A 20,856-nucleotide genomic window follows, 5' to 3' on the forward strand; every position below is an offset into this window, starting at 1 on the left:
CGGCAGCTGCCGGGGGCGTCGTCGCGTCTGGGAGAGGATGAGCGCATGAGCCGGATCGTGCTGGGGGTCAGCGGCGGGGTCGCCGCGTACAAGGCCGCGCTGCTGCTGCGAGCCCTCACCGAGGCCGGCCACGACGTCCGCGTCGTCCCCACCCCGGGGGCGCTGCACTTCGTCGGGGCGGCGACCTTCGAAGCGCTCTCGGGCAACCCCGTCACCACCGACGTGTGGTCCGACGTCCCCGAGGTCGCGCACGTCCGCATCGGCCAGGAGGCGGAGCTCGTGGTGGTCGCCCCGGCCACCGCCGACCTGCTGGCCCGCGCCGCCATGGGCCGGGCCGACGACCTGCTCACCGCCACGCTGCTGACCGCGCACTGCCCGGTCGTCTTCGTGCCGGCGATGCACACCGAGATGTGGCTGCACCCGGCCACCCAGGACAACGTCGCGACGCTGCGCCGCCGAGGCTCGATCGTGCTGCCGCCGGCCGTCGGTCGGCTCACCGGGCCCGACTCCGGCCCCGGCCGGCTCCCGGAGCCGGCCGACATCGCCGCGCTGGCGTCGGTGGTCCTCGCCGCGGGCGCCGACACGCTCGCCCCGGACCTGGCGGGCCGCCGGGTCGTGATCAGCGCCGGCGGCACCAGGGAGCCCCTGGACCCGGTCCGGTACCTGGGCAACCGGTCGTCGGGCAAGCAGGGCTGGGCGCTGGCCCGGGTCGCCGCCGCCCGTGGCGCCGAGGTCGTGCTGGTCGCCGCCAACGTCGAGCTGCCGGCGCCCTTCGGCGTCCGCGTGGTGCCCGTCGGCACCGCCGAGGAGCTGCGGACGGCGATGCTCGCCGAGTCGGCGGCGGCCGATGTCGTGGTCATGAGCGCGGCCGTGGCCGACTTCCGGCCGGCGGACGTCGCCGCCACCAAGCTGAAGAAGGGTTCGGCGAGCGAGCCGGCATCGGTGCCGCTGGTGCGCAACCCCGACGTCCTGGCCGAGCTGGTCACCAAGCGGGTCCCGGGCCAGCTCGTCGTCGGCTTCGCGGCCGAGACCGGCGACGGGGACGGGGACGTGCTCACCCACGCCCGGGCCAAGCTCGCCCGCAAGGGCTGCGACCTCCTCGTCGTGAACGACGTCTCGGCCGGGCAGGTGTTCGGCCGGGCGGAGAACGCCGTCGTCGTGCTGTCGCCGGACGGCGGTAGCACCGAGGTGCCCCGGGGGAGCAAGGACGCCGTCGCCGCCGGCATCTGGTCGGCGGTCACGGCCCGGCTGGCCGCGCCCGCGGGGGCCTGACGCACGCCGTCGTGCCCGCCTCCGGGGTGCGCCGGTAACGTGCGCACCCGGTGCTCCGCACCGAGCGACCCCGCCCACCGTCCCCAGGGAGTACCGAGTGCCACGCCGCCTCTTCACGTCCGAGTCGGTGACCGAGGGCCACCCGGACAAGATCGCCGACCAGATCAGCGACTCGATCCTGGATGCGATGCTCACCCAGGACCCGCGCAGCCGGGTCGCCGTCGAGACGATGATTACGACCGGTCAGGTGCACATCGCGGGCGAGGTCACCACGGCCGGCTACGTCGACATCCCGGCGATCGTCCGGGAGACGGTGCTGCGCATCGGCTACGACTCCTCCCGCAAGGGCTTCGACGGCGCCTCCTGCGGCGTCAGCGTCTCCATCGGTGCCCAGTCGCCGGACATCGCGCAGGGCGTCGACACCGGCTACGAGGCGCGGACGGCGGGCACCGCCGACGACGCGATCGAGCGTCAGGGCGCCGGCGACCAGGGCCTGATGTTCGGGTACGCGACCGACGAGACGCCCGAGCTCATGCCGCTGCCCATCGCGCTGGCCCACCGGCTCTCCCGCCGGCTCTCCGCGGTGCGCAAGGACGGCTCGGTGCCCTACCTGCGCCCCGACGGCAAGACCCAGGTCACGGTCGTCTACGAGGACGACCGCCCGGTCGCCGTCGACACCGTGGTCGTCTCCTCGCAGCACGCCGAGGACATCTCCATCGAGACGCTGCTGACCCCGGACATCGAGGAGCTCGTCGTCGAGCCGGAGCTCGCCGCCCTCGGCCTGCCCACCCGCGGGCACCGGCTGCTGGTGAACCCGACCGGGAAGTTCGTCATCGGCGGCCCGATGGGTGACGCCGGCCTCACCGGCCGCAAGATCATCGTCGACACCTACGGCGGCATGGCCCGCCACGGCGGCGGCGCCTTCTCGGGCAAGGACCCGTCGAAGGTCGACCGCTCGGGGGCCTACGCGATGCGCTGGGTGGCCAAGAACGTGGTGGCCGCGGGCCTGGCCCGCCGCTGCGAGGTGCAGGTGGCCTACGCGATCGGCGCCGCCCACCCGGTCGGGCTGTTCGTCGACACCCACGGCACGGGCACCGTCGCCGACGAGGTCCTGGAGAAGGCGATCACCTCGGTGTTCGACCTGCGGCCGGGCGCCATCGTCCGCGACCTGGACCTGCTGCGGCCCATCTACGGCCCCACCGCCGCCTACGGCCACTTCGGCCGGGCGGACCTGGACCTGCCGTGGGAGCGGCTGGACCGGGTCGAGGCGCTCCAGGCCGCCGTCGGCTGAGGAAGGACCCCGCTGCCCCCCGGACCTCGCAGGCCCGGCCCGGGCCCCTGCAGCGGGGCCGTTCCAGCACGTCACCCGGGGCCGTTCCGGTCGGTAGCGACGGGGAGACTGAGCACGTGCTGGTCGCCCGGGTCGTCGTGGACGTGCCCCTGGCCCACCTCGACCGCCCGTTCGACTACGCGGTGCCGGAGAAGGACGCCGGGACCGTGCAGCCGGGCTGCCGGGTGCGGGTCCGCTTCCACGGCCGTCTCGTCGACGGCGTGGTGTGGGAGCTCGGCGGGTCCAGCGAGTTCGCCGGGAAGCTCCAGCCGCTCTCCCACGTGCCCTCGGGTGAGCCGGTGCTCACGCCGCAGGTCGCCCGGCTGGTGCGGGCCGTCGCCGACCGGTACGCCGGCACCGCGAGCGACGTGCTGCGGCTGGCGCTCCCGCCGCGCCGGGCCGCCGCGGAGAAGCGCGAGTCGCCCACGCCGGAGGCGCTGCCGGAGCCGCCGGACCCCGCCGGGTTCGCCCGGTACCAGGCAGGTCCGGCGCTCCTGGCCGCTCTGGCCGAGGGGCGGCCGGCGCGCGCGGTCTGGACGGCGCTGCCCGGTGAGGACTGGCCGACCCGGCTGGTCGAGCTGTGCCGGGCGGCGCTGTCGGGGCGGCGCGGGGCCCTGGTCGTCGTCCCCGACGGCCGCGACCTCGACCGGCTGACGGCGGCGGCGGAGCGCCTGCTCCCGGAGCACGCGTTCACGGTGCTGCGGGCCGACGACTCGCCGGAGAAGCGCTACCGCCGGTTCCTCGCCGCCTCCCGGGGCGCCGCGCAGGTGGTGCTCGGCACCCGGGCGGCGATGTTCGCGCCGGTCCGCGACCTGGGCCTGGTGGTGGTCTGGGACGACGGCGACGACCTGCACTCCGAGGAACGCGCTCCCTACCCGCACGCCCGCGACGTGCTGGTGCAGCGGGCGTGGCTGGACTCCTGCGCGGCGGTCGTCGCGGGGACCTCGCGGACCGCCGAGGCCGGGCTGCTGGTGGAGTCCGGCTGGGCGAACGAGCTGGTGGCCGACCGGGCGGTGCTGCGCGCGGCCGCGCCCCGGGTGCAGGCGCTGGGCGACGACTTCGAGCTGGCCCGCGACCCTGCCGCCCGCACCGCCCGCCTGCCCTCGCTCGCCTACGAGACGGCGCGCAAGGCGCTGGCCGCCGGCGCCCCCGTGCTCGTCCAGGTCCCGCGCCGCGGGTACGTCCCCTCCCTGGCGTGCGCCCGCTGCCGGGCCCCGGCCCGGTGCGCCCACTGCGCCGGCCCGCTCGGCATCTCCCCACGACCCGGCCCCGGCGGCGCACGGATCCCGGCCTGCCGCTGGTGCGCCCGGCCGGCCGCCACCTTCGACTGCCCGCACTGCCACGGCACCAAGCTGCGGGCCGCGGTGGTGGGGGAGTCGCGCACCGCGGAGGAGCTCGCGCGAGCCTTCCCGGGCACGACCGTCCGCACCTCCGGCAGCACGTCCGGGGTCCTCGCCACCGTCCCGGCGGGCCCCGCGCTGGTGGTGGCGACGCCCGGTGCCGAGCCGGTGGCCGAGGGCGGCTACGGCGCGGCGCTGCTGCTGGACTCCTGGGCGCTGCTCGGCCGCGCCGACCTGCGCGCCGGTGAGGAGACCCTGCGCCGCTGGGCCAACGCGGCGTCGCTGGTGCGCCCCGCCGCGGCCGGGGGCCAGGTCGTCGTGGCCGCCGACGCCGGGCACCCCGTCGTGCAGGCCCTGGTGCGCTGGGACCCGGCCTGGCTGGCCGAGCGGGAGCTGGCCGACCGCCGGGAGCTGGGGTTCCCGCCGGTGACGCGCATGGCGTCGCTGGTGGGGTCGCCGGCGGCGCTGGGGGAGTTCCTCGCCGCCGCGCGCCTGCCCGCCGACGCCGACCTCCTCGGCCCGGTCCCGGAGCGACCACGGCCCGGCCAGGAGGGCGAGCGGGAGCGGTACCTCGTGCGGGTCCCGCGCACCGAGGGCACGGCGCTCGCGCACGCGCTGGCCGAGGTGCAGGGCGTGCGCAGCGCGAAGAAGGTGCCCGAGCACGTGCGGGTGCAGCTCGACCCGCTGGACCTGGTGTAAACGTCGCCCAGGAGCTCCGCCTGCGTGGGCAGCGGGCGACCGTGCACGGGAGATCAGGACCGCACCTCTTCGCCGGGCGCCGGCGAGCTGCGACGATGCCGCCGATGAGGACGATCGGGCTGCTGGGCGGGATGAGCTGGGAGAGCAGCGCGCTCTACTACCGGCTGCTCAACGAGGCGGTGCGCGACCGCCTGGGCGGGCTGCACTCGGCGCGCTGCATCCTCCTCTCGGTGGACTTCGCCGGGATCGAGCGCCTGCAGGCGGCCGGCGACTGGGCCGTGGCCGGCCAGCTGCTGGCTGCCGACGCGCGGGCGCTGCAGGCCGCCGGCGCCGACCTGCTCCTCCTGTGCACCAACACCATGCACACCGTCGCGGACGCGGTCGCCGGCGCGGTCGGCATCCCGCTCCTGCACATCGGCGACAGCACCGCCGAGGCGGTGACCGCCGCCGGCCTGACCCGCATCGGCCTGCTCGGCACCGGTTACACGATGGAGCAGCCGTTCCTGGTCGACCGGCTGGCGGCCGCGGGGCTGGAGGTGCTGGTCCCCGAGCGGGCCGACCGGGAGCTCGTGCACCGCGTGATCTACGAGGAGCTGGTGCTCGGGGTGGTGCGGGAGGAGTCGCGCCGGGCCTACCGGGAGGTGGTGGACCGGCTCGTGGCCCGCGGCGCCCAGGGGGTCGTGCTCGGCTGCACGGAGATCGAGCTGCTGATCGGCCCGGGCGACCTGCCCGTCCCCGCCTTCCCGACGACGGCGCTGCACGTCGACGCCGCCGTCCGGGCCGCGCTGGCAGGAGGACCCCACTGCCCCCCACCGCTCGCGAGCTCGCGGCGGGACCCTGCAGCGGGGCCGCTCTAGCACCTCACCAGCCCCGCATACGATCGCCCGGTGAGCGTCACCCCCATCCGGCTGTTCGGCGACCCGGTGCTGCACCGGCCCGCGAGCCCGGTCGTCGACTTCGACGCCGAGCTCCGGCAGCTCGTCGCCGACCTCACCGACACCATGCAGGCCGCCGGCGGCGCGGGCCTGGCCGCTCCGCAGATCGGCGTGGGCCTGCGGGTCTTCACCTGGTACGTCGACGGCGAGGTCGGCCACCTGGTCAACCCCGACGTCGCCGCCGTGGGGGAGGAGGTGCAGGACGGCCCCGAGGGCTGCCTGTCGATCCCCGACCTGCGCTACGACTGCCGCCGTTCCCTGCACGTGGTCGCCACCGGCTGGAACGTGCACGGCGAGCCGGTGCGGGTCGAGGGCTCCGAGCTCCTGGCCCGCGCGATCCAGCACGAGACCGACCACCTCGACGGCGTCCTGTTCGTCGACCGGCTCGCCGACGTCGACCGCGCCGCGGCGCTCGCCGAGATCCAGGCCGCCGAGTGGCAGGGCCACGGCAGCTACCTCCCCGTCGTGAAGGTGAGTCCGCACTGAAGCTCCTGTTCGCCGGCACCCCGGCACCGGCCGTCCCGTCCCTGGACGCGCTGCTCGACTCCGACCACGAGGTCCGCGCCGTCCTCACCCGGCCGGACGCCCGCTCCGGGCGGGGCCGGAAGGTGAGCCGTTCCCCGGTCGCCGAGCGGGCGGACGCCGCCGGCATCCCGGTGCTCCAGCCCCGCAGCCCCCGCGATCCCGAGTTCCTCGAGCAGCTCGCGGCGCTGGACGTCGACTGCGTGCCCGTCGTCGCCTACGGCGCCCTGGTGCCGCAGGCGGCGCTGGACGTGCCGCGCCACGGCTGGGTCAACCTGCACTTCTCCCTGCTGCCCGCCTGGCGGGGCGCCGCCCCGGTGCAGCACGCGATCATGGCCGGCGACGAGATCACCGGCGCCTCGACCTTCCTCCTCGAGGCGGGGCTGGACACCGGCCCGGTGTACGGCACCGTCACCGAGGAGATCCGCCCGCGGGACACCGCCGGCGACCTGCTGGAGCGGCTCGCCGTCAGCGGCGCGCAGCTGCTGCGGGCCACCCTGGACGGCATCGCCGCGGGCGCCCTGCAGCCGCAGCCGCAGCCGGGCGAGGGCATCAGCCTCGCCCCCAAGGTCGACACCGCGGACGCCCGCGTCGACTGGGCGCTGCCCGCGCACGTGGTGGACCGGCGGATCCGCGGGGTCTCCCCGGCCCCCGGCGCGTGGACGACCTGGCGGGGTGAGCGGATGCGGCTCGGCCCCGTCCACCCGGTGCCCGATGGACCCGCCCTCGGGCCGGGCGAGCTGCTCGTCGACGCCGGCACCGTGCTCGTGGGGACCGGCAGCGGCGCCGTCCGGCTGGACCAGGTCCAGCCGGCCGGCAAGCGGATGCTCCCGGTGGCCGACTGGGCGCGCGGCGCCCGGCCGGCGCCCGGCGAACGGCTGGGCGGGGAGTGACGCGCCCCGGCCGGGGCGGTGGCCAGGGACGGCGCCGCCACCCCGCCTCGCGGCGCCCGGTGCTCGACGGCGCCCGGCTGACCGCCTACGACGTCCTCGACGCCGTCTCCTCCCGCGACGCGTTCGCCAACCTGCTGCTGCCCCAGCTGCTGCGCGAGCGCCGGCTGGACCCCCGGGACGCCGGCTTCGCGACCCAGCTCGCCTACGGCGCGCTGCGCGCGCAGGGCACGCTCGACGCGATCCTCACCGGGCTCGTCTCCCGCCCGCTGGCCGAGCTGGACCCGCGGGTGCTCGACCTGCTGCGGCTGGGCGCCTACCAGATCGTCGACCTGCGGGTGCCCGCGCACGCCGCCGTGGACACGACGGTGGACCTGACCCGGGCGATCGTCGGCCCCGGCGCCGCCGGGCTGGTCAACGCGGTGCTGCGCAAGGTCGCGGCCGGGGGTGACCGCGCCGCCTGGCTGGCCGCGCTGGGCGCCGAGGGCGACGAGCGGCTCGCGCTGGCGACCGACCACCCCCGCTGGATCGTCGAGGCCTGGCGGGACGCGTTGGGCGGCGACGCCGAGCTGGAGCCCGCGCTGCTGGCCGACGGCGCCGCCCCCGAGGTGCACCTCGTCGCCCGCCGGATGGAGCGGGACGCCCTCGCCGAGGAGTCCGGCGGCGAGCCCGGCCCGTGGTCGCCCTTCGCGGTGCGGCTCGGCGGCGGGGACCCCGGCCGGCTGGCGTCGGTGCGCTCGGGGCTCGCGGCGGTGCAGGACGAGGGCAGCCAGCTCGCCGCGCTGCTGCTCACCCGCGCCCCGATGGAGGGCCGGGACGAGGCGTGGCTGGACATGTGCGCCGGGCCCGGCGGCAAGGCCGGGCTGCTCGCCGCCACCCGGCCGGCCGGGGTTCGGCTGACCGCGGCCGACCGCGCCCCGCACCGCGCCGAGCTGGTCCGCCAGGCGCTGCGGGACGAGGCCGACGTCGAGGTGCTGGCCGCCGACGGGCGGGAACCGCCGTGGGCGCCGGGGACCTTCGACCGGGTCCTGCTGGACGCGCCGTGCACCGGGCTCGGGGCGCTGCGCCGTCGTCCGGAGGTCCGCTGGCGGCGCAGGCCGGAGGACGTCCCGGGGCTGGTCGAGCTGCAGACCGAGCTGCTCGCCGCCGCGCTGGCCTCGGTGCGCCCCGGTGGGGTGCTCGCCTACGTCACCTGCTCGCCGCACACCGACGAGACCGTGGCCGTCGTCGAGACCGCCGCCGCCCGGGACGACGTCGAGGTCCTGCCGGTGGCGCCGCTGTTCCCCGAGGTGCCGGGCATCGCCCGCGGTGACCACGCGCAGCTGTGGCCGCACCGGCACGGCACCGACGCGATGTTCTTGGCGCTGCTCCGCCGCACCCGCTGACGCCCCGCCGTCGGCCGGGGCGGTGGTCAGGTGCGGTCCGCCACCGGGCGGTGGCGCTCCGCCCACAGGGCCGCCTGCGTCCGGTCGGCGACCCCCAGCCGCTGGAGGATGTGGGTGACGTGGGCCTTGACGGTCCGCTCGCTGATGCCGAGCCGTCGCGCGATGGCCTTGTTGGGCTGCCCCTGGCGGATCTGCTCCAGGACCTCGCGCTCCCGCTCGGTCAGGGGGTCGGCCTGGGTGCGGCCACGCAGCTCGAACAGCAGCGACCGGGCCACCGTGGCGTCCACCGGCGCCCCGCCGCGCGCCACCGCACGCACCCCCTCGATGACCTGCTCGGCCTCGCTCTGCTTCAGCAGGTAGCCGTCGGCTCCCGCGTGGACCGCCTCCAGCACGAGATCGGCGTCGCCGAACGACGTGAGCACCAGGATGCGGACCGGGTCGCCGGCCGCCCGCAGCGCCCGGATCATCCCGACGCCGTCCATCACGGGCATCGAGAGGTCGAGCAGGACGACGTCCGGCCGGAGGGCCGCCACGGCCGCCAACCCGGCCCGGCCGTCGGCCTCCGTGCCGACGCACACGATGTCCCCGGCGGCCGCCAGCAGGTGGGACAGCCCCGTCCGGACGATCGAGTGGTCGTCGACCACCAGGACCCGGATCACGACGAGGCCGCGGCCGGCACGGAGGTGTCGCCCATCGGCGGGGCGGCGGGCCCCAGGGGGAGGGTGGCGGTCAGCCGGGTGCCCATGCCGGGACTGCTGGCCGCGGTCAGCGAGCCGCCGGACTCGCCGATCAGGTCCGAGAGGGCGCGCAGGCCCAGGTGACCCTCGGCGCTGCGCTCGGCCAGCCGGGCGTCGTCGAAACCGACCCCGTCGTCGGCGACGACGAGGGTGACGACGTCGTCGTGGCGGGTCAGGGCGATCCGGACGGCGCTGGCCCCGCTGTGACGGGACACGTTGCGCACCGCTTCCAGGGCGAAGCGGTACAGCAGCGCGGCGGCGGGGCGGGGCAGGTGGTCGGCCTCCTCCGCGTCCAGGGCGACCTGGCAGCCCCTGCGCTCCAGCCCTGAGGCGAGCATGTGGAGCGCCGGGCCCAGCCCGGCCGCGGGCAGCGGCGGAGGGCTCAGGTCCACGAGCAGCCGGCGGAGCTCGGAGACGCAGCGCCGGAGCCCGCTGGCCGTGCCGGCGATGAGCGCGCCCGTCCCGGGGTCCGCGGAGCCGCTGAGCCGTGCGGCGTCCAGGTCGTAGGTGAGCCCGGTGAGGTCCTGCACGACGCCGTCGTGGACGTCGTGGGCGATGCGCCTCCGCTCGGCCTGGGAGGCGTCGACCGCGGCCTGGAGCAGGGAGGCCTCTCCCTCCTGGCTCCGCCGCAGGCGCCGGGCCAGCCCCCAGGCCAGCGGGATCTGCAGCAGCTCCAGGACGAGCAGCGCGCCCAGCCCTGCCGGGGCGAATCGCCGCCAGGCCTGCGCGGCCGCCTCGGCGACCCCGTCGTAGGACTGGTAGACCTCGACGACCAGCGGCCGCCCGGCGGTGTCGCGGACGCCGACGTAGGCCTCGAGCAGTGCGCCGTGCCCCCGCTCGTACCTGTTCTCCGGCTCCGTCAGGTCGCTCACGTGCGAGATGACGACGTCGCCGGAGAGCACCGCGCGCTCCTCGTCGTCCAGCGGGAAGGACCGCCCGACCAGCCGGGGCTCGTCCGACCAGACCAGCCTGCCGTCGGCCGCCCAGACCTTCACCCGCACGACGGGTCCGGACTCGAGGACCCGGCGCACGGCCTCGTCCAGCGCCGCGACCGCCCGGGGCTCGCCCCCGGCGACCTCGGGGGTCAGGAGCGGCTCCACGACCCCTCCCGCCACGACCCGGGCGATCCGCTCGGCGGAGCGGGTCGCCTCCTGCTCGCCGGCGCGCTGGGCGAGGACGCCGGTGACCCCGATGAGCGCAGCCGTCACCAGCAGCCCCGCGAGGGTGAACCGGGTGACGGAGCCGGCGACCGAGACCCGGCGTCGGGTCCCGGAGCGGCGGCGTCTGGGGGACACGGGGCGCAGCGTAGGGGCGGACGGGCTGGTGGAGGCCGGTGTCCGGTCCGGACCCCCAGATTCGGGTGGGCCGCTGGTACTAGCCCCAACGTCCACTGGAGACCGCGACCCGGTGCGGCGGAACCTGCTCACCATGCGACGACACGGCGCTCGCCCACGCCCCACCAGGCGCTGAGCGCCCCCAGGCGAAGCGTCCCCCCGGTCGGCCCCCAGCACCGGCCGGGGGGGCGCTTCCTCCCCCTCGAGGAGCACCCGCTGCCCGTGCGGACGGGTCCGGAGGACGGCAGTGCGACCGGGGCCGGCCGCGTGGCGGCCACCCGGCGGACGGGTCGGGTTCCCCACCGCCCGCCACCTAGACTCGGCGGACGTGTCCCGGGAACCGTTGATCGCGCCCAGCCTGCTCTCCGCGGACTTCGCCCGGCTGGCCGACGAGGTGGCGCGCGTCGCCGACGCCGACTGGCTGCACGTCGACGTCATGGACGCCCACTTCGTGCCCAACCTGACCCTGGGTCTGCCGGTGGTGGAGGCGATCCAGAAGGTCAGCCCCGTGCCCCTGGACTGCCACCTCATGATCGAGGACCCGGAGCGCTGGGCGCCGGGCTACGCCGAGGCCGGGGCGCGCAACGTCACGGTGCACGCCGAGGCCTGCACCGACCCCCGGGCGGTGGCGCGCGACCTGCGTGCCGCCGGTGCCCTCGCGGGCCTGGCGATCAAGCCGGGCACGCCGCTGGAGGACCACCTCGACGTCCTCGCGGACTTCGACACCCTGCTGGTGATGAGCGTCGAGCCGGGATTCGGCGGCCAGTCCTTCATCGCCGACGTGCTGCCCAAGGTGCGCCGCGCCCGGGAACTGGTGGACGCCGGGGAGCTCCGGCTGCTGGTCGAGATCGACGGCGGCATCAACGCCGACACCATCGAGCAGGCGGCCGAGGCCGGCGTCGACATGTTCGTCGCGGGCTCGGCCGTCTACGGCGCCGACGACCCGGCGAAGGCGATCGCCGCCCTGCGCGCGCAGGCCGCCGCGGCGATGCGCGGGTGAGCCTCTCCCCGGCCGAGCGATCCGCGATGGTGCGGGCGCGGGAGCTCGGCGCGTCCGTGCTCGGGACGACGAGCCCCAACCCCGCGGTGGGCGCCGTCGTCCTCGCCGCCGACGGCAGCGTGGCCGGTGAGGGCGCCACCGCACCGCCCGGTGGCCCGCACGCGGAGGTCCTGGCGCTGGCGCAGGCCGGCGAGCGGGCCCGCGGGGGCACCGCCGTCGTCACCCTGGAGCCGTGCGCGCACACCGGGCGCACCGGCCCGTGCGCCGACGCGCTGCTGGCCGCGGGCGTGTCCCGGGTCGTCGTCGCCGTGCCCGAGCCGACGAAGCTCGCCGGCGGGGGAGCGGAGCGCCTGCGGGCGGCCGGCGTCGACGTCGTCCTGGGCGTGGAGCAGGAGGCCGCCGAGCGCGGCGCGCTGGCCGGCTGGCTGACCGGCGTCCGGGAGCACCGCCCCTACGTCCTCTGGAAGGTGGCGGCCACGCTCGACGGCCGCGTCGCCGCGGCCGACGGCAGCAGCCGCTGGGTGACCGGACCCCAGGCCCGCGCCGAGGTGCACCGGCTGCGGGCCGGCTGCGACGCCGTCGTGGTGGGGTCGGGCACCGCGCTCACCGACGACCCGCAGCTCACCGTCCGCGACGCCGACGGCCGGGACGCGGTTCGTCAGCCGCTGCGGGTGGTCGTCGACCGCCGGGACCGGCTGCCGGCCACCGCCCGGGTGCTGGACGACGCCGCCCCCACCCTGGTCAGCCGGGCCGCCGTGCCGGCCGACCTGCTGGCCGAGCTCTTCGCCCGCGGCGTGCGGCGGGTGCTGCTCGAGGGCGGGCCCACCCTCGCCGCGGCCTTCCTGCGCGCCGGGGTCGTCGACGAGGTCGTCGTCCACCTCGCGCCCAAGCTCCTGGGCGCCGGGCCCTCCCTGGTGGGGGACCTGGGAATTCCCGGGATCGGCTCGGCGCTGACCTTCTCGGTCGCCGACCTCACCCCCCTGGGCGGGGACGTGCAGATCCGGCTGCACCCCACCCGGCACACTGGTGGGGCCACCCGCACCGGCGGGGACGGCGGAGACGGAGGGAGCTGAGGTGTTCACCGGCATCGTCGAAGAGGTGGGCACCCTGGCCGCTCGCGAGGACCAGGGCGACTCCGCCGTCCTCAGCATCCGCGCCCGCACCGTCCTGACCGACGTCTCCCTGGGCGACTCCATCTCCGTGAACGGCGTCTGCCTCACCGTCACCGGCGTGCAGCCCGGTGCGGACGGCGCCGGCATCTGGACCACCGACGTCATGGCCGAGACGCTGCGCCGCAGCAGCCTCGGCGCCGTGACCGACGGCGCGCCGGTCAACCTCGAGCGCGCCGTCGCCCCGCACACCCGCCTGGGCGGGCACATCGTGCAGGGCCACGTCGACGGCGTCGGCCGGATCGCGTCGCGCACCCCCGGCGAGCACTGGGAGGTCGTGCGGATCGCGCTCCCGGCCGACCTCGCCCGCTACGTCGTCGAGAAGGGCTCCATCGCCGTCGACGGCGTCTCGCTGACCGTGAGCGCGGTCAGCGACGTCGCCGACCCCGAGCCCTGGTTCGAGGTCAGCCTCATCCCCACCACCCTCCGCGAGACCACGCTCGGCGCGCGCGCCCCGGGGGAGCCCGTCAACCTGGAGGTCGACGTGATCGCCAAGTACGTGGAACGTCTGCTGGGAGCACGCGCATGACCGAGCCGCGCACCCGGCTGGACTCCATCGAGAGCGCCATCGCCGCGATCAAGGACGGCCGCCCGGTCGTCGTCGTCGACGACGAGGACCGCGAGAACGAGGGCGACCTCATCTTCGCCGCCGAGCTCGCCACCCCGGAGCTCGTCGCGTTCATGGTCCGCTACACCTCCGGCTACGTCTGCGTCGCCGTCACCGAGGCCGACGCCGACCGGCTGGACCTGCCCCCCATGCACCGGGTGAACCAGGACCGCCTCGGCACCGCCTACACGGTCACCGTCGACGCCCGCGAGGGCGTCACCACCGGCATCTCCGCCGCCGACCGGGCGCACACCATCCGCACCCTCGCCGCCGCGGACACCTCCTCGGCCGACCTGGCCCGCCCCGGCCACGTCGTGCCGCTGCGCGCCCGGGACGGCGGCGTGCTGCGCCGCCCGGGCCACACCGAGGCCGCCGTCGACCTCGCGCTGCTGGCGGGCCTGCGGCCGTCGGGCGTGCTCTGCGAGATCGTCAGCGAGAAGGACCCCGTCGGCATGGCGCGCGGCGAGGAGCTGCGGGTCTTCGCCGACGAGCACGACCTGGTGATGATCTCCATCGCCGACCTGATCGCCTACCGCAAGCGCTTCGACAAGCTGGTCGAGCGGGTGGCCGAGGCGATCGTCCCGCTCGCCCCGGGCACCTTCACCGCCGTCGGCTACCGCAGCTCCTACGACGAGCGCGAGCACGTCGCTTTCGTCTACGGCGACATCGGCGACGGCGAGGACGTGCTGGTCCGGGTGCACTCCGAGTGCCTGACCGGCGACGTCTTCGGGTCGCTGCGCTGCGACTGCGGGCCGCAGCTGCAGGCGGCGCTGGCCGCCGTCGCCCAGGAGGGCCGCGGGATCGTGCTCTACATCCGCGGGCACGAGGGCCGGGGCATCGGCCTGCTGCACAAGCTGCAGGCCTACCAGCTGCAGGACATGGGCGCCGACACCGTCGACGCCAACCTCGACCTCGGGCTGCCCGCCGACGCCCGCGACTACGGCACCGGCGCGCAGATCCTCGTCGACCTCGGCGTGCGGACCATGCGGCTGCTCACCAACAACCCGGCCAAGCGCGCCGGGCTGGAGGGCTACGGGCTGCGGGTGCTCGGCCGCGTCTCGCTGCCCAGCCACGTCACCGCGGAGAACCTCGGCTACCTGCGCACCAAGCGCGACCGCATGGGTCACCTGCTCGACATCATCGAGCCGGAGACGGAATCCGGTCCGGCCGACGCCCCGGGCGCCACGACGGTGCCGGGCACCGACGTGCCCCTCGGCCAGGACGAGCAGCCGACGTGAGCGGCACGGGAGCACCGCAGGCGGCCCCGGTCGACGCCACCGGGCTGACCCTCGGCATCGTCGCCACCACCTGGCACGCGGAGATCACCGGCGCGCTGCTGGACCGCGCGGTCGCCGCCGCCCGGGCCTGCGGGGTCGCGGCTCCGACCGTGGTCCGCGTGCCGGGCGCGGTGGAGCTGCCGGTCGTCGCGCAGGCCCTCGCCGAGCGGCACGACGCGGTCGTCGCGCTCGGCGTCGTGGTGCGCGGCGGGACCCCGCACTTCGAGTACGTCTGCGACTCGTTCACCGCCGGGCTGACCCGCGTGGCCCTTGACGCCGGCAAGCCGGTGGGCAACGGCGTGCTCACCACGAACGACGAGCAGCAGGCGCGCGACCGGGCCGGGCTGCCGGGCTCGGCCGAGGACAAGGGCTGGGAGGCCACCCTCGCCGCGTTGCAGACCGCGCTCGTGCTCCGCGAGCTGCGCAGCCCCCAGCGGCAGACCGGGTTCTCCGCCGTCCCCGCCGGCCAGGAGGCCCGCTCGTGAAGACCTTCGACAGCCTCTTCGCCGAGCTCAGCGCCAAGGTGGCCGCCGGCGACCCCGCCTCGGGCACCGTCGCGGCGGTGCGGGACGGGGTGCACGCGGCCGGCAAGAAGGTCGTGGAGGAGGCCGCCGAGTCCTGGATGGCGGCCGAGCACGAGGGCGAGGAGCGCACCGCCGAGGAGATCAGCCAGCTCCTCTACCGGGTGCAGGTCCTCATGCTGGCCCGGGGTCTCACGCTCGACGACGTCTACTCTCACCTCTGAAAGGACCCCGCTGCCCCCCACCGCTCGCTGCGCTCGCGGCGGGGCCCTGCAGCGGGTCCGTTCCATCACGTCACCTAGGAGACCTCGAGTGCTGCGCGTGGCTGTGCCGAACAAGGGTGTGCTGAGCGAGCCGGCGGCGGAGATGCTCGCCGAGAGCGGCTACCGCCAGCGGCGCAGCGCCAAGGACCTCGCCGTCTACGACCCCGACAACGACACCGAGTTCTTCTACCTGCGCCCGCGCGACATCGCCGTCTACGTCGCCGCCGGCACGCTGGACGTGGGCATCACCGGCCGCGACATGCTGCTGGAGACCGCCCCGGCCGACGGCGAGGGGCCGAGCGCGGTCGAGGTCATGCCGCTGGGCTTCGGTCGCTCCTCCTTCCGGTTCGCCACCCCGGTGGAGTCGGAGATCCAGCAGGTCGAGCAGCTCGCCGGCAAGCGGATCGCCACGGCCTACCCCGTGCTCCTGCGGCGCTACCTGGACGAGCAGGGCCTCAAGGCCGACGTCGTGAAGCTCGACGGTGCGGTGGAGACCGCGTGCCGGCTTGGCGTCGCGGACGCCGTGTGCGACGTGGTGGAGACCGGGACGACGCTGCGCGCGGCGGGGCTGCACATCATCGGGGAGCCGGTGCTCGGCAGCGAGGCCATCCTCGTCCGGCGCGAGGGCGCCGAGGAGATCCCGGCCGTGGCGCAGCTGCGCCGGCGGCTGCGCGGCGTGCTGGTCGCCCGGCAGTACGTGATGCTCGACTACGACTGCCCCAACGAGCTGCTGGACCGCGCCACCGCCGTCACCCCCGGCATCGAGGGGCCCACCGTCAGCCCCCTGCAGACGCCGGGCTGGTCGGCGGTGCGGGCCATGATCGCCCGCACGGAGACCAACCGGGTGATGGACGAGCTCTGGGAGCTCGGGGCCCGTGCCATCCTCGTGACGAGCATCCACGCCTCGCGCATCTGATGAAGCACCCCGTCCTCCTCACCGCTCGCACGCTCGCGGCGAGCCTCTGGACGGGGACACGGGAGCCCCACGCGTCCCGCGCGCTCGCCGCGCTGCTGCTCCTGGTCGCGGCGCTGGCGCTCGGCGCCTGCGCCTCCGCCCGGAACGGATCCGCCGGGAGCGGTGACGGCGACGGCGGCGCGACCGGCGTCTCCCAGGCCGCGGACGACCTCGTCGTCGAGGTCGACCGCGGGGACGGGTCGCCTCCGGAGACCTGGACGCTGACCTGCGGCCCCTCCGTCGGCGGCACGCACCCCCGGGCCGAAGCGGCCTGCGCGCACCTGGACGCGATGTCCGAGCCGTTCGCGCCGCTGCCGGACGACCTGGTCTGCACCGAGCAGTACGGCGGACCGCAGGCCGCCCACGTCACCGGCCGCTGGCGCGGGGAACCGGTCGACCTGCAGCTGTCCCGGGTGGACGGCTGCCGGATCTCGCAGTGGGACTCCCTGGGCCCCCTCCTGCCCGTGCCGGTGGGGGAGGGGACCCTGCCGGTCGCCTGACGGCGACCGGCTCAGCGCACCCGCGCGGTCCGGTCCACGAGGTCGATGGCGGTGCACAGCCCGAGCGCCATCGCCCGCCCGCTGGTGGCACCCGTGGAGAGCAGTCGCGCGATCGCCGGGGCCAGCGGGCGCTCGCCGACCAGCCCGCGGAGGACCGCGGCGTACTCGCCGCTGACCTGACCGGCGGCCGCGTGCCGCAGGAGCGCGCGGGACAGCTCGGTGGTGCGGCCCCCGGCGAGGGAGACCACGCCGGCGGCGAAGCGCTGCGCCGAGGGGTGCCCGAGGAGCACCAGACCGGCGATCGTGCCGGCCACGACGTCGTCACCGGCGGGCGTCAGCCCGGGGCCCAGGCCGATGAGCCGGGTGGCCGTGCGCAGGGCCGCCTCGAGGTCCGCCCGTCGCACCGCGCCGCGGAGGGCCGCCAGCGGGCCGCCGGGGCCGGTGGGCAGGCCGGGCAGCGTGAAGGCGCTGTGCGGCACGCCCTCCCCGTAGAGCGCGTTGCGGAGCTGGCGGACGCCCTCGGGCAGCAGGGCGGGGCGGCCCCCGGGCAGCCGCGGGCGCGGGTCCCACCAGGCGGAGGCGCTGACGGCGAGGTCGCCGACGACGATGCGCCCACCGCCCACCTCGGCGGGGGCGCCGGTGGAGACCCCGACCAGGGGACGGCCGTTGCTCGGGCGGAACAGGACGCAGCCCAGCGGCAGCCGGGCGGCGTCACTGGTCAGGACGCCGACCACCTCGCCGGCGCCGCGCTCGCCCCCCACGTGGACGTACACCGCGGCCGGCACGCTCAGCAGCACCCGGGCGGGGCGGACCGGGCCGCGGAGCACGTCCGCGACGGCGGTGCTCGCCGCGGCCGGGACCGCTGACGGCGTCGGCACGGAGGGGGCGGTGCGGCCCGACTCGCGTGGCAGGGGGATGGTCGGCACACCCGCCCGCGCGGCGCGGCCGCGCTGGGCGAGGTGCGGGTTCAGGCCGCTCCGGACCTCGGTGTCGTCGATCGCGCGCATGGGACGCCTCCACCCCGTAGGGACGGCGGAGGCCGGTGCGTCGGCGCCCGCCCGTCGCCCCACCGGCCCGCCGGGGCGGTGCAGGGGCCCCTCACGGAGCGCCTACGATCCAGCGAGCAGGTGGAACGAGGTCGAACCTAAGCGGCGCGTCGCACGCCCTCGTATGGCGGATGTCGCCAAGAATGGGGTCCGGCGTCCGGGGACACCTGACAGGCTTCTGCCGTGTGGCACCCTGGACGACGACTGGAGGGGGATGCCTTGTGACACAGAGTGACGCGTCGCTCAAGTCGTCCACCCACGGTAATGGAACCACCCCGTTCCGTCGTAACTGGGCGGTCGCCGAGTCGCCCCGCATCGAGCGGCGCGACGAGCGCACGAGCTGGCAGCAGCGCATGGGTCTGACCGTGGAGGAGGCCCTCGGGCTGCCGGTCCTCGCCGGCAGCAGCGTGACCACCGGGGGGGCCGGTCTGGGCCGCGTGATCCGGCACATGGTCGTCGACGACCCCGCCGAGCCGCTGGCCGTCGCCGGCCCCGACGTCCTCGTAGTCCTGGGCGCGCGCCTGCCGCCCGCCGACCCGGGCAGCTGCCGTGCGCTGGTCGAGCGGCTCGACGCCATCGGCACCGCTGCGCTGGCCTACCGGCGGGTCGACGGCCCCCCACCGCTGCCCGCCGAGGTGCTGGCCGAGGCCGAGCGCCGCGGTCTGCCGGTGCTCGCGCTGCCGCCGACGGCCCGGCTGGACGAGATCGTCTCCGGCGTCCTGGGCGCCGTCGTCGCCAAGCAGGGGCAGGCCCTCGCGCTCTCCTCGCGCATGGACGACGAGTTCACCGAGGTGGCGCTGACCGGCGGTGGGCTCGCGGAGGTGACCCAGCGCCTGGCCGTGATGCTCGAGGGCGCCGCGGTCCTCGGCCTCGGGCCCGACCGGGAGGTCGTCACCAGCGCCGGCCCGTCCGACGACGTCGAGGAGATCAGCGACTGGCTGTGGCTGCTCGACGCCGCCGCCGACGACGAGCTGGCGGGGATGGCGCCGTCGCTGCGGCTCTCGGGGGTCCGCGCGGACCAGACCGTGGTCACCCCCGCCGACCTGGACGCCGATCTCTCGCCCGCCGACGGCATCCTGCTCGTCCCGGGCCACCACGAGCTGCCCGGCGGGATCGGCGAGTACGCGGTGGCGCCGATCATGGCCGGTGAGCAGCGGCACGGCTGGCTGGTCGCCGTCCACCGCACCGGCGCGATGATGCTCGGTGCCGGTGGTGTGCTGGAGCGGGCGGCCGTCATCGCCGCGCTCTCGGTGATCCGCCTCCAGGCCGTGCACTCGGTCGAGCTCCGCTTCCAGGGCGACCTGGTGCGCCGGCTGGTGGGGGGCGCGGTCGGCCACACGGAGCGGACGCTGGCCTACACCCGCTCGTTCGGCTGGCGGCTCGACGGGCCGGTCGCGGTGCTGGTGACCGCCACCGAGACCATGGCGGACGCCGCTGCGGACCCCACCCGCGCCCTCGACGTGCTCGACCGGCTCGCCGACGGCTGGCGGGCCGCGCTGGAGTCCGAGGTGGCGGGTGCGGCCGTCGCCGGGCTGGCGACCGAGATCGTGACGCTGCTGCCCCTGGACGGGCGGACCATGGAGGAGCTGTCGGCCCTGGTCTCGGCGGTGAGCTCCCGGGTGAACGGGCGGCTGCGCCGGGTCGGCCGCGTGCTGGGCACCGGCATCGGCCGCCCCGCCGGATCGCTCTCCGAGCTCGCCGAGGTGCACCGCCAGGCGCAGCGCGCGCTCGGCGTGGGGCAGGAGATCCACGGCGGGTCGGCGGTCACCCACTTCGACCAGCTGGGGGTCTTCCGGCTGCTGTCGCTGATCCCCGACAGCACCGAGCTGCGCTCCTACGTCGACGAGGTGCTCGGCCCGCTGGCCGACGCCGCCGACCACGACTCCGCGGATCTCCGCGAGACGCTGCGGGTCCTGCTGGAGACCAACCTCAACGTCGCGGAGTCCGCCCGGCGGCTGCACTTCCACTACAACACGATGCGGTACCGGATCGGGAAGCTCGAGCGGCTCCTCGGCTCGTTCACCACCGACCCGACGTTGCGGCTGAACCTGCTGCTGGCCCTGCACGCCGCCCGCATGCGCGGGTTGGACCAGCCGGCGCGGCCACCTCTGGACGGCGGCATCGGCCTGCCGGACGACGGCTTCGACGCCCTGCTCTGACGCCGTCGCCACCTCGCTCGGAGGACGCAGCGCCGCAGCGTGCGGCGCAGGAGGAGATCCGCATGACGCAGCCCGACCGCCCGCTCGCCGGCAAGGTGGCCCTGGTGACCGGGGCGTCCTCCGGGATCGGCGAGGCGACGGCGGTCGCGCTCGCCGGAGCGGGGGCCGCCGTCGCCCTGGGCGCCCGGCGGGCCGACCGGCTCGAGGCGCTCGCCGGCCGGCTCACCGACGGCGGGGCGACGGTGCTGCCCCTGGCGCTGGACGTCACCGACGAGCGGGCGTGCGCCGACGCCGTCGCGCGCACCCGGTCGGAGCTGGGCGGGCTCGACGTCCTGGTCAACAACGCGGGCGTCATGCTCCTCGGCACGATCGCCGGGGCCGATCCCGAGGACTGGCGCCGGATGGTCGACACCAACGTCATGGGGGTCCTCTACATGACCCACGCGGCGCTGGACGGCATGCTCGAGCAGGGCTCGGGCGACATCGTGAACATGTCGAGCGTCGCCGGGCGGCAGGCCCGCAAGGGCGCGGGCGTCTACAACGCCAGCAAGTGGGCGGTGAACGCCTTCAGCGAGTCGCTGCGCCAGGAGGTCACCGGCCGGGGTGTGCGGATCTCCCTGGTCGAGCCCGGCGCCGTCACCACCGAGCTGACCTCGCACATCACCCAGGTCGAGGCCAAGGCCGCCTCCGAGCGGATGCACGCGAGCATGCGGGCGCTGCACGCCGACGACATCGCCCGGGCCGTCGTCTACGTGGTCACCCAGCCGCCGCACGTCGCGGTGAACGAGGTGCTGGTCCGCCCGACCGACCAGGAGCGCTGAGCCGGTCGTCCGGGTCCGCGCCGGCAGGCCCGCGGCCTGGGATCAGGGGCCCTGGTCGTGGAGCGTCCTCCCTCACGGCACACGGTGAGGGAGG

20 protein-coding genes are annotated in these 20,856 nt (G+C 76.4%); 17 read left to right on the plus strand and 3 right to left on the minus strand.

The features are described 5' to 3' along the window. The first annotated feature begins 45 nt into the window (after positions 1-45). From coaBC to ACI792_RS07240, 7 genes are all read left to right on the plus strand, one after another. Positions 46-1,272 carry a bifunctional phosphopantothenoylcysteine decarboxylase/phosphopantothenate--cysteine ligase CoaBC gene (coaBC, locus tag ACI792_RS07210; RefSeq protein ID WP_456601997.1) on the plus strand — a complete coding sequence of 409 codons (1,227 nt, stop codon included), beginning with the start codon at positions 46-48 and terminating at the stop codon, positions 1,270-1,272. A 97-nt stretch (positions 1,273-1,369) separates the two neighbouring features. Continuing rightward, the gene (gene metK / locus ACI792_RS07215) at positions 1,370-2,563 is read left to right on the plus strand and encodes a methionine adenosyltransferase (RefSeq protein WP_456582247.1); all 1,194 of its coding nucleotides are present in this window, start codon (positions 1,370-1,372) and stop codon (positions 2,561-2,563) included. 116 nt (positions 2,564-2,679) lie between these two features. Next, positions 2,680-4,641 (plus strand): primosomal protein N', encoded by a 1,962-nt coding sequence (locus tag ACI792_RS07220; protein WP_456601998.1) that lies wholly within the window; start codon positions 2,680-2,682, stop codon positions 4,639-4,641. Positions 4,642-4,745: 104 nt separating this feature from the next. Beyond that, positions 4,746-5,498 carry an aspartate/glutamate racemase family protein gene (locus tag ACI792_RS07225; protein ID WP_456601999.1) on the plus strand — a complete coding sequence of 251 codons (753 nt, stop codon included), beginning with the start codon at positions 4,746-4,748 and terminating at the stop codon, positions 5,496-5,498. A gap of 30 nt (positions 5,499-5,528) precedes the next feature. Next, a complete protein-coding gene (gene def / locus ACI792_RS07230) occupies positions 5,529-6,062 on the plus strand; it encodes a peptide deformylase (RefSeq protein ID WP_456602000.1) in 534 nt (177 codons plus the stop codon). Continuing rightward, positions 6,011-6,991: a methionyl-tRNA formyltransferase gene (gene fmt / locus ACI792_RS07235; protein ID WP_456602001.1), complete on the plus strand. Its 981-nt coding sequence runs from the start codon at positions 6,011-6,013 to the stop codon at positions 6,989-6,991. Before def ends, fmt begins: the two co-directional genes overlap by 52 nt. Before the next feature lie 59 nt (positions 6,992-7,050). Next, positions 7,051-8,373 carry an RsmB/NOP family class I SAM-dependent RNA methyltransferase gene (locus ACI792_RS07240; protein ID WP_456602002.1) on the plus strand — a complete coding sequence of 441 codons (1,323 nt, stop codon included), beginning with the start codon at positions 7,051-7,053 and terminating at the stop codon, positions 8,371-8,373. Positions 8,374-8,399: 26 nt separating this feature from the next. Here the strand turns inward: ACI792_RS07240 and ACI792_RS07245 are convergent, their stop codons facing one another. After that, the gene (locus ACI792_RS07245; RefSeq protein WP_456582253.1) at positions 8,400-9,032 is read right to left on the minus strand and encodes a response regulator; all 633 of its coding nucleotides are present in this window, start codon (positions 9,030-9,032) and stop codon (positions 8,400-8,402) included. Further along, entirely contained in the window at positions 9,029-10,405 is a 1,377-nt protein-coding gene (locus ACI792_RS07250) for a sensor histidine kinase (RefSeq protein WP_456602003.1), read from the minus strand. Before ACI792_RS07250 ends, ACI792_RS07245 begins: the two co-directional genes overlap by 4 nt. Positions 10,406-10,772: 367 nt before the next feature. Between ACI792_RS07250 and rpe the strand changes: the two genes are divergently transcribed. The 8 genes from rpe to ACI792_RS07290 all read left to right on the plus strand — a co-directional run bounded on the left by rpe (position 10,773) and on the right by ACI792_RS07290 (position 16,736). Beyond that, a complete protein-coding gene (gene rpe, locus ACI792_RS07255) occupies positions 10,773-11,444 on the plus strand; it encodes a ribulose-phosphate 3-epimerase (protein ID WP_456582255.1) in 672 nt (223 codons plus the stop codon). Then, complete coding sequence (ribD, locus tag ACI792_RS07260) at positions 11,441-12,517, plus strand: bifunctional diaminohydroxyphosphoribosylaminopyrimidine deaminase/5-amino-6-(5-phosphoribosylamino)uracil reductase RibD (protein WP_456602004.1); 1,077 nt, start codon at positions 11,441-11,443, stop codon at positions 12,515-12,517. Before rpe ends, ribD begins: the two co-directional genes overlap by 4 nt. Position 12,518: 1 nt before the next feature. Further along, entirely contained in the window at positions 12,519-13,142 is a 624-nt protein-coding gene (locus tag ACI792_RS07265) for a riboflavin synthase (protein ID WP_456602005.1), read from the plus strand. Continuing rightward, on the plus strand, positions 13,139-14,458 hold the full coding sequence (locus ACI792_RS07270; protein WP_456602006.1) for a bifunctional 3,4-dihydroxy-2-butanone-4-phosphate synthase/GTP cyclohydrolase II: 1,320 nt from the start codon (positions 13,139-13,141) through the stop codon (positions 14,456-14,458). Before ACI792_RS07265 ends, ACI792_RS07270 begins: the two co-directional genes overlap by 4 nt. Further along, on the plus strand, positions 14,455-14,982 hold the full coding sequence (gene ribH, locus ACI792_RS07275; RefSeq protein ID WP_456602007.1) for a 6,7-dimethyl-8-ribityllumazine synthase: 528 nt from the start codon (positions 14,455-14,457) through the stop codon (positions 14,980-14,982). The genes ACI792_RS07270 and ribH overlap by 4 nt, the downstream gene beginning before the upstream one ends. Next, a complete protein-coding gene (locus ACI792_RS07280) occupies positions 14,979-15,242 on the plus strand; it encodes a phosphoribosyl-ATP diphosphatase (RefSeq protein WP_456602008.1) in 264 nt (87 codons plus the stop codon). Before ribH ends, ACI792_RS07280 begins: the two co-directional genes overlap by 4 nt. A gap of 88 nt (positions 15,243-15,330) precedes the next feature. Then, positions 15,331-16,197: an ATP phosphoribosyltransferase gene (hisG, locus tag ACI792_RS07285; protein WP_456582261.1), complete on the plus strand. Its 867-nt coding sequence runs from the start codon at positions 15,331-15,333 to the stop codon at positions 16,195-16,197. Further along, positions 16,197-16,736, plus strand: a complete 540-nt coding sequence (locus ACI792_RS07290) for an SSI family serine proteinase inhibitor (protein ID WP_456602009.1) — start codon at positions 16,197-16,199, stop codon at positions 16,734-16,736. The genes hisG and ACI792_RS07290 overlap by 1 nt, the downstream gene beginning before the upstream one ends. 11 nt (positions 16,737-16,747) lie before the next feature. On the opposite strand, the gene ACI792_RS07295 is transcribed toward ACI792_RS07290, so the two are convergent. Further along, a complete protein-coding gene (locus ACI792_RS07295; RefSeq protein WP_456602010.1) occupies positions 16,748-17,743 on the minus strand; it encodes a DUF2877 domain-containing protein in 996 nt (331 codons plus the stop codon). Between the two features lie 260 nt (positions 17,744-18,003). Between ACI792_RS07295 and ACI792_RS07300 the strand changes: the two genes are divergently transcribed. Both ACI792_RS07300 and ACI792_RS07305 read left to right on the plus strand, forming a co-directional pair. Then, positions 18,004-19,941, plus strand: a complete 1,938-nt coding sequence (locus ACI792_RS07300) for a helix-turn-helix domain-containing protein (protein ID WP_456602011.1) — start codon at positions 18,004-18,006, stop codon at positions 19,939-19,941. 62 nt (positions 19,942-20,003) lie between these two features. Continuing rightward, complete coding sequence (locus tag ACI792_RS07305; RefSeq protein WP_456582265.1) at positions 20,004-20,762, plus strand: SDR family NAD(P)-dependent oxidoreductase; 759 nt, start codon at positions 20,004-20,006, stop codon at positions 20,760-20,762. The last annotated feature ends 94 nt before the right edge of the window (positions 20,763-20,856 follow it).

It is taken from the genome of Blastococcus sp. SYSU DS0669, assembly GCF_054050895.1.

Coding starts and splice junctions, on each gene's coding strand:
- ACI792_RS07295 (WP_456602010.1), bottom strand. CDS start 17,743: ATGCGCGCGATCGACGACACCGAGGTCCGGAGCGGCCTGAACCCGCAC.
- ACI792_RS07305 (WP_456582265.1), top strand. CDS start 20,004: ATGACGCAGCCCGACCGCCCGCTCGCCGGCAAGGTGGCCCTGGTGACC.
- ACI792_RS07225 (WP_456601999.1), top strand. CDS start 4,746: ATGAGGACGATCGGGCTGCTGGGCGGGATGAGCTGGGAGAGCAGCGCG.
- coaBC (WP_456601997.1), top strand. CDS start 46: ATGAGCCGGATCGTGCTGGGGGTCAGCGGCGGGGTCGCCGCGTACAAG.
- ACI792_RS07270 (WP_456602006.1), top strand. CDS start 13,139: ATGACCGAGCCGCGCACCCGGCTGGACTCCATCGAGAGCGCCATCGCC.
- ACI792_RS07290 (WP_456602009.1), top strand. CDS start 16,197: ATGAAGCACCCCGTCCTCCTCACCGCTCGCACGCTCGCGGCGAGCCTC.